The sequence below is a fragment of the Priestia sp. P5_B4 genome (genome assembly GCF_056400385.1).
In genome coordinates this window covers 1-5,436 of sequence record NZ_JBFULJ010000217.1, presented here as the reverse complement: position 1 = coordinate 5,436, position 5,436 = coordinate 1, and the positions used below count along the sequence as shown (strand labels likewise).

Sequence of the window (5,436 nt, the reverse complement as noted above, 5' to 3'; positions counted from 1 at the left end):
CTCCCCTACTAACAAACGCCGAGGCGTTCATCAAACCATTTTATTTTTTTACTATTTAGAACCGGTTCATTTGCCATTTATCGTATAATAGAGGTGGTCATAAGTAAAATACATAAAATTTATTGTCTTTTTAAAAATTTTTTTATAATCTAAATACAAGGGGGAATCGGGATGGATCAAAAAGATTGGATATTAATTAAAACGCTTCACGAAGAAAAGAACATTACGCGAACGGCTGAAAGGCTCTACGTATCGCAGCCTTCTTTAAGCTACCGTCTTAAAAATCTTGAAGAAGAATTTGGCGTGTCGCTTTTTTTCAAAACGAAAAAAGGAATTGAGTTTACATCTGAAGGTGAGCATCTTGTTCGCTATGCGGAAAATATGTGGAAGCAGCTGCAGGAAACAAAAGACAGCATGCGTAATATGAGCGAAACCGTTACGGGAACGCTTCGCTTAGGGGTATCGAGTAACTTTGCACAGCATAAGCTTCCTAAAATTTTAAAGCAGTTCTCTCTTCACTACCCAAATGTACAGTTCAGCGTCAATACGGGCTGGAGTACGCAAGTTATGAATCTATTAGACTCTTCGCGTGTGCACGTTGGCATTTTACGAGGCAATTACCCGTGGAACGGAGAGAAATCACTGCTGACGAAAGAACGGCTCTGCTTAATTTCGAAGAAAGAGATTGCGATCGATGACTTGCCGAACCTGCCTTATATTAACTATAAAACCGATACGTCGCTAAAAGATCTCATTCAAGACTGGTGGCATGACAAGTTTTCAGAGCCTCCGTTTGTGGCAATGGAAGTTGACCGGCAAGAAACGGCCAAAGAAATGGTCAAAAATGATTTAGGCTTTGCCATTTTACCTGAAATTTGCCTTCACTCCAGCGACAACTTATATACATACGGACTTTCGTACCGAGATGAATCACCTTTGCTTCGAAACACGTGGCTCATGTATGATCCTTCTTACTTGAATCTATCGGTCGTGAAAGCGTTTATTGACTTTTTAAAGCTAAGTGAAAAATAAAGCCAAAGCTAAAAAGTTTGCGTCTTGGAAGAATCTCTCTTTTAGACCAAGCTTTTTTCTAGACTACCATTATAAAAATTTTTTATGAACTTTCTAAAAAAACCTATATTTCCTTTATTTTTAAAAATGTACTAACATGAAAACAAGAAACATCAGCGGGAGTAAAGAGCGGCTTTAAAAATTCTTAATAATCAAACTACGGCTCATACATGGGGATGAGAGATGTTAGTCACGTTTTTTTACTCTAAAAGAAAACGCTTTCAGAGAAAAGAGGGAAAATAAAGGAGGTTGTTTGAATGCTAGCACTACTAGGTTTTACAATGATTATTGTCTTTACGTATCTCATTATGTCAAAAAGGATGTCTCCTATCGTAGCTTTAATGGTAATTCCACTTCTTTTTGCGGTGATTGGAGGGTTTGGCAAAGGCGTCGGAGACATGATGCTAGAAGGTCTAAAACAAGTAGCTCCGTCAGCTGCGATGCTGCTTTTCGCCATCTTATATTTCGGGGTTATGATTGATGCCGGACTGTTTGATCCATTAATTAAGCAGCTGTTAAAAATCGTAAAAGGCGATCCGCTTAAAATCGTCATCGGAACGGCTCTTCTATCGCTTTTAGTTGCACTAGACGGAGACGGTACAACCACTTATATGATTACGGTTTCTGCTCTTCTTCCACTTTATAAACGCCTGAATATGAGTCCGTTAGTGTTAACGACAGTTGCGATGCTTTCTCTTAGTATTATGAGCAGCATGACGCCTTGGGGAGGCCCGGCTACTCGTGCGATTGTCGCCCTTCACCTCGATGCATCTGAGTTCTTTATTCCACTTCTTCCAACGTTAATTGGCGGAGCTTTGTGGGTTGTTTTTACAGGCTATATTCTTGGAAAAAAAGAGCGCAGACGACTTGGTGCTATTGACATCGAGCAGTTTGAATTAAAAAGCTCGCTTGCGTTTGCTGAAGACGCATCTTTAACTTCTCAAGAAGATATTACACAGCCTAAAAAAATCTGGATTAACTTAGCTTTAACCATTGCACTCATGGTCGTATTGGTTTCTGGCATTTGGTCTGTTTCTGTTTTATTTATGATTGGTTTTGCGCTTGCTCTTATGATTAACTATCCAAAACTTGAGGATCAAAAAGAACGTTTAATGGCTCATGCAGGCAACGCGTTAACCGTTGCAGCCCTTGTGTTTGCAGCCGGTATTTTTACAGGAATACTATCCGGCACTAAAATGGTTGATGAAATGGCAAGCCTGTTAATTCATTTAGTTCCTGATTCACTCGGTTCGTTTTTACCGACAATCGTTGCTTTAACAAGCATGCCGTTTACATTCGTGATGAGTAACGACGCTTATTACTTCGGTGTTTTACCAATATTCGCTGAAACAGCTGCTTCTTACGGAATTGATCCGATGGAAATTGCGCGAGCTTCAGTGCTCGGACAACCTGTTCATCTGTTAAGTCCACTCGTTGCGTCTACTTTCTTACTTGTAGGTATGGTAGGTGTTGATCTTGGTGAACATCAGCGCTTTGCATTTAAATGGGCCGTTTTAACGTCTCTTGTTCTAATTGTCCTTGCTATTGTCACAGGTGCACTTACGCTATTTTAATAGGAATAAAAGCCGCTATGGCTTTTTATTAATAAATTGATAAATGATACGTGGAGGTACTTCTAAAATGTATGTAATTACGTGTTATGTAGGAAAAGGTGAAATGAGAATGTACGAGTTTGATAGCAAAGAAGAAGCCCTTTCTCAGCTCAAAAACCTGAAAGGCTGCACCATTCTTTCAGAAGTTGTTTACTTTAATGATTCATCGGTTATTCCGGTAGCTATTTAATTATGCACCACTCAATCCTATAGGTACAAACTTGATAAGCTTCCTTTCGCTCAAAAGGAAGCTTCTTTTTTTATGTTCTTCTGAGACTTCGGTCCCTTTTCTCTCCTCAACGTTTTGTTACGTCTGGTTCGTTTTGTTTTCTTGCTTCAATCATATTAATAATTTGATTTGTATGTGGAGTTAGCACTGTGCACTTTTGGTAGAAGGCTCCGTCTACAACAAGCAGCTCTTCATCCATCCCGCAAAACTTGCAGCGGAGCTCTTGTGGTCCTGCGTAAGAGGTGTGATAAACACTATCGTTAAAGATGGTGTAAAAAGTATCTCTTTGCTGGGCATCGTAAAAGCTATATTGCTGGTTAGCGTCATCACGGTAGTTAACTCCATAGTTCCGGTCGAATTCTTCTTGAGTAAATCTATCCTGTAAAAGTTCATTTTGTACTAGTTCTCTTAAACAGCACTCTATTTCTTCATAGTTAAATGAACAATTATGTGCGTAAACATTTAGTTCTTCAGTGCTGTTCTCTTTTACCATCACTTCACTGCCGCAAATCTTACAGGGATGTTTGGGACTCTGTTGATCAAAGTAAGAGAACGTTTGGACCTTTTCCACTGCTATTTCATCGCTCACCTTTTTAAACTTAATCATCACATTTTCTGTTTGACTGACGTTTTCGTTATACAACATCACTTCATATTCATCTATATTCTTTCCGTTTTCTTTTCGACTCATATGCTCCATTACTTCATACGAAGAAATAGTAAAAAACTCCTTAAAATTCACCACTAACATGCATCCTTCCAAAAAATTTACGTTCGCTATGTACCTGTTCTATACTACCATTTTTTCAAAGACTCGAACCACTAAACGAACTTATTTTAGATTCGCATATCCTTTCTTTATCTCGCAGACATAACACTAACCCTTTTATAAGGAGGATTTCATGAATACGTATGTAATCATCAGCACCGGCGTTGTTGACAGCGTATTTTCGTTTCAGAAATACCGTAAGCAAAAAGAAAAAACCTGTTGTGACAACAGGTTTTTCTTATTAATCATCGCTGCCTAAAATACCGAAAAAGCGAAGCAAGTTGATGAATAGATTAATAAAATCTAAATACAAAGACAGTGCCAAAATCGGAACAAGCTCTTCCGTGATTTCACCGTGCTTCATTTTGTTAAAATCATACAGCACGTAAAGTGAGAAAACGATGGTACCAATCACTGAGAATGCCATGAGTCCAGGCGTTGTTAATGGACTAAACAACGAGAAAATGCTGATACAGACTAGTGCTAACAGCGCTACTAATAAAAAGCTGCCTAAAAATCCTAAATCTTTTTTCGTTTTTGCGCCAATTACACCCATCACCGTAAAAATAACGAACGTGCTTCCAAACGCATAAAGAACAACTTGTGCTCCCGCTACTGATGCATAGTGGCTAACAATTGGAAAGAGCGTGATGCCTGATATAAATGAAAACGCATATGTAAAACCGTATCCTACGCTTTTTTTCTTTCGTAACATAAATGCCGCAACCAGCATCACAAGCTCAGCAATCGCTAATGGAATAAAATAAGCCGGCGGCACATATTGACCTACGTATAAGCCAACTGTGGAAATAAATAACGAAAAAATAAATGTTACTAATACTTTTTGAAACAGAGACCGCTGCTCTACTCCAATTACTTCTTGCATGTGTAAAACCTTCTTTCTAAAATCTGTTATATTTTATATAATACCTACCTTTTCAAGAAAAATAAAGATAATACTAAGGTCTTTTTTCTTATTTTTATAGAAAGTAAGCATAGACGCTGCCGTCTATGCTTACTTGGTATCTCTTTATTTTGGCAACAGAATACCGTCAATAATTCCGTAAGTCTTTGCTTCTTCAGCACTCATAAAATAATCTCGTTCCGTATCATGTGCCACTTTTTCAACCGGCTGTCCCGTTCGTGTTGATATGATTTCATTAATATGCTGCTTGAGCTTTAAAATTCGGCGAGCGCTAATTTCAATTTCAGTCGCCTGTCCTCTAGCCCCTCCTAGCGGCTGATGAATCATAACTTCACTATTCGGCAGTGCATAGCGCTTTCCTTTTGCTCCTGCTAGGAGAAGCAGTGCGCCAAAAGAAGCGGCCATGCCCGTGCAAATCGTTTGAACATCCGGCTTGATATACTGCATCGTATCATAAATCGCAAACCCTGCTGAAGTCGAACCTCCGGGGCTGTTAATATAAAGTGAAATATCTTTTTTAGGATCATCTGCCGCAAGAAACAGCAGCTGCGCGACCACGCTGTTGGCAATATGATCATTGATTTCATCACCAATTAAAATAATTCGATCTTTTAACAGCCTCGAATAAATATCATACGAACGTTCACCTCGGTTGCTTTGTTCAATTACATATGGAACCGTACTCATATATATCCTCCTTATCACATGTAATATGGCTATGCAGCCATGCAGAGAGTGCACGTCGGAGTATACGTTGGTTTTTGAATGACGCTTTTTAAGGAAGGCAAAGCCTGAATCAAAAGTGCTGGATCCTGCGCTTCTAACGTTT

General features: G+C 39.0%; 7 protein-coding genes. 4 read left to right on the top strand and 3 right to left on the bottom strand.

Annotated features, from left to right (window positions below; all coding sequences use genetic code 11):
* The first annotated feature begins 171 nt into the window (after positions 1 to 171).
* The 3 genes from AC1DRF_RS15735 to AC1DRF_RS15725 all read left to right on the top strand — a co-directional run bounded on the left by AC1DRF_RS15735 (position 172) and on the right by AC1DRF_RS15725 (position 2,874).
* A complete protein-coding gene (locus AC1DRF_RS15735) occupies positions 172 to 1,032 on the top strand; it encodes a LysR family transcriptional regulator (RefSeq protein WP_025750019.1) in 861 nt (286 codons plus the stop codon).
* 296 nt (positions 1,033 to 1,328) lie between these two features.
* On the top strand, positions 1,329 to 2,645 hold the full coding sequence (locus AC1DRF_RS15730; protein WP_025750020.1) for a CitMHS family transporter: 1,317 nt from the start codon (positions 1,329 to 1,331) through the stop codon (positions 2,643 to 2,645).
* Positions 2,646 to 2,688: 43 nt separating this feature from the next.
* Positions 2,689 to 2,874: a hypothetical protein gene (locus AC1DRF_RS15725; protein WP_477741105.1), complete on the top strand. Its 186-nt coding sequence runs from the start codon at positions 2,689 to 2,691 to the stop codon at positions 2,872 to 2,874.
* Between the two features lie 106 nt (positions 2,875 to 2,980).
* Here AC1DRF_RS15725 and AC1DRF_RS15720 read toward each other — a convergent pair whose 3' ends face one another.
* A complete protein-coding gene (locus tag AC1DRF_RS15720; RefSeq protein WP_237074216.1) occupies positions 2,981 to 3,658 on the bottom strand; it encodes a hypothetical protein in 678 nt (225 codons plus the stop codon).
* Positions 3,659 to 3,815: 157 nt separating this feature from the next.
* On the opposite strand from AC1DRF_RS15720, the gene AC1DRF_RS15715 reads away from it, so the two are divergent.
* Complete coding sequence (locus tag AC1DRF_RS15715) at positions 3,816 to 3,941, top strand: hypothetical protein (RefSeq protein ID WP_427075092.1); 126 nt, start codon at positions 3,816 to 3,818, stop codon at positions 3,939 to 3,941.
* Here the strand turns inward: AC1DRF_RS15715 and AC1DRF_RS15710 are convergent.
* Positions 3,924 to 4,568, bottom strand: a complete 645-nt coding sequence (locus tag AC1DRF_RS15710; protein WP_013058492.1) for a Bax inhibitor-1/YccA family protein — start codon at positions 4,566 to 4,568, stop codon at positions 3,924 to 3,926. The genes AC1DRF_RS15715 and AC1DRF_RS15710 overlap by 18 nt on opposite strands.
* 144 nt (positions 4,569 to 4,712) lie before the next feature.
* Positions 4,713 to 5,294 (bottom strand): ATP-dependent Clp endopeptidase proteolytic subunit ClpP, encoded by a 582-nt coding sequence (clpP, locus tag AC1DRF_RS15705; RefSeq protein ID WP_427075093.1) that lies wholly within the window; start codon positions 5,292 to 5,294, stop codon positions 4,713 to 4,715.
* Between the last annotated feature and the right edge of the window lie 142 nt (positions 5,295 to 5,436).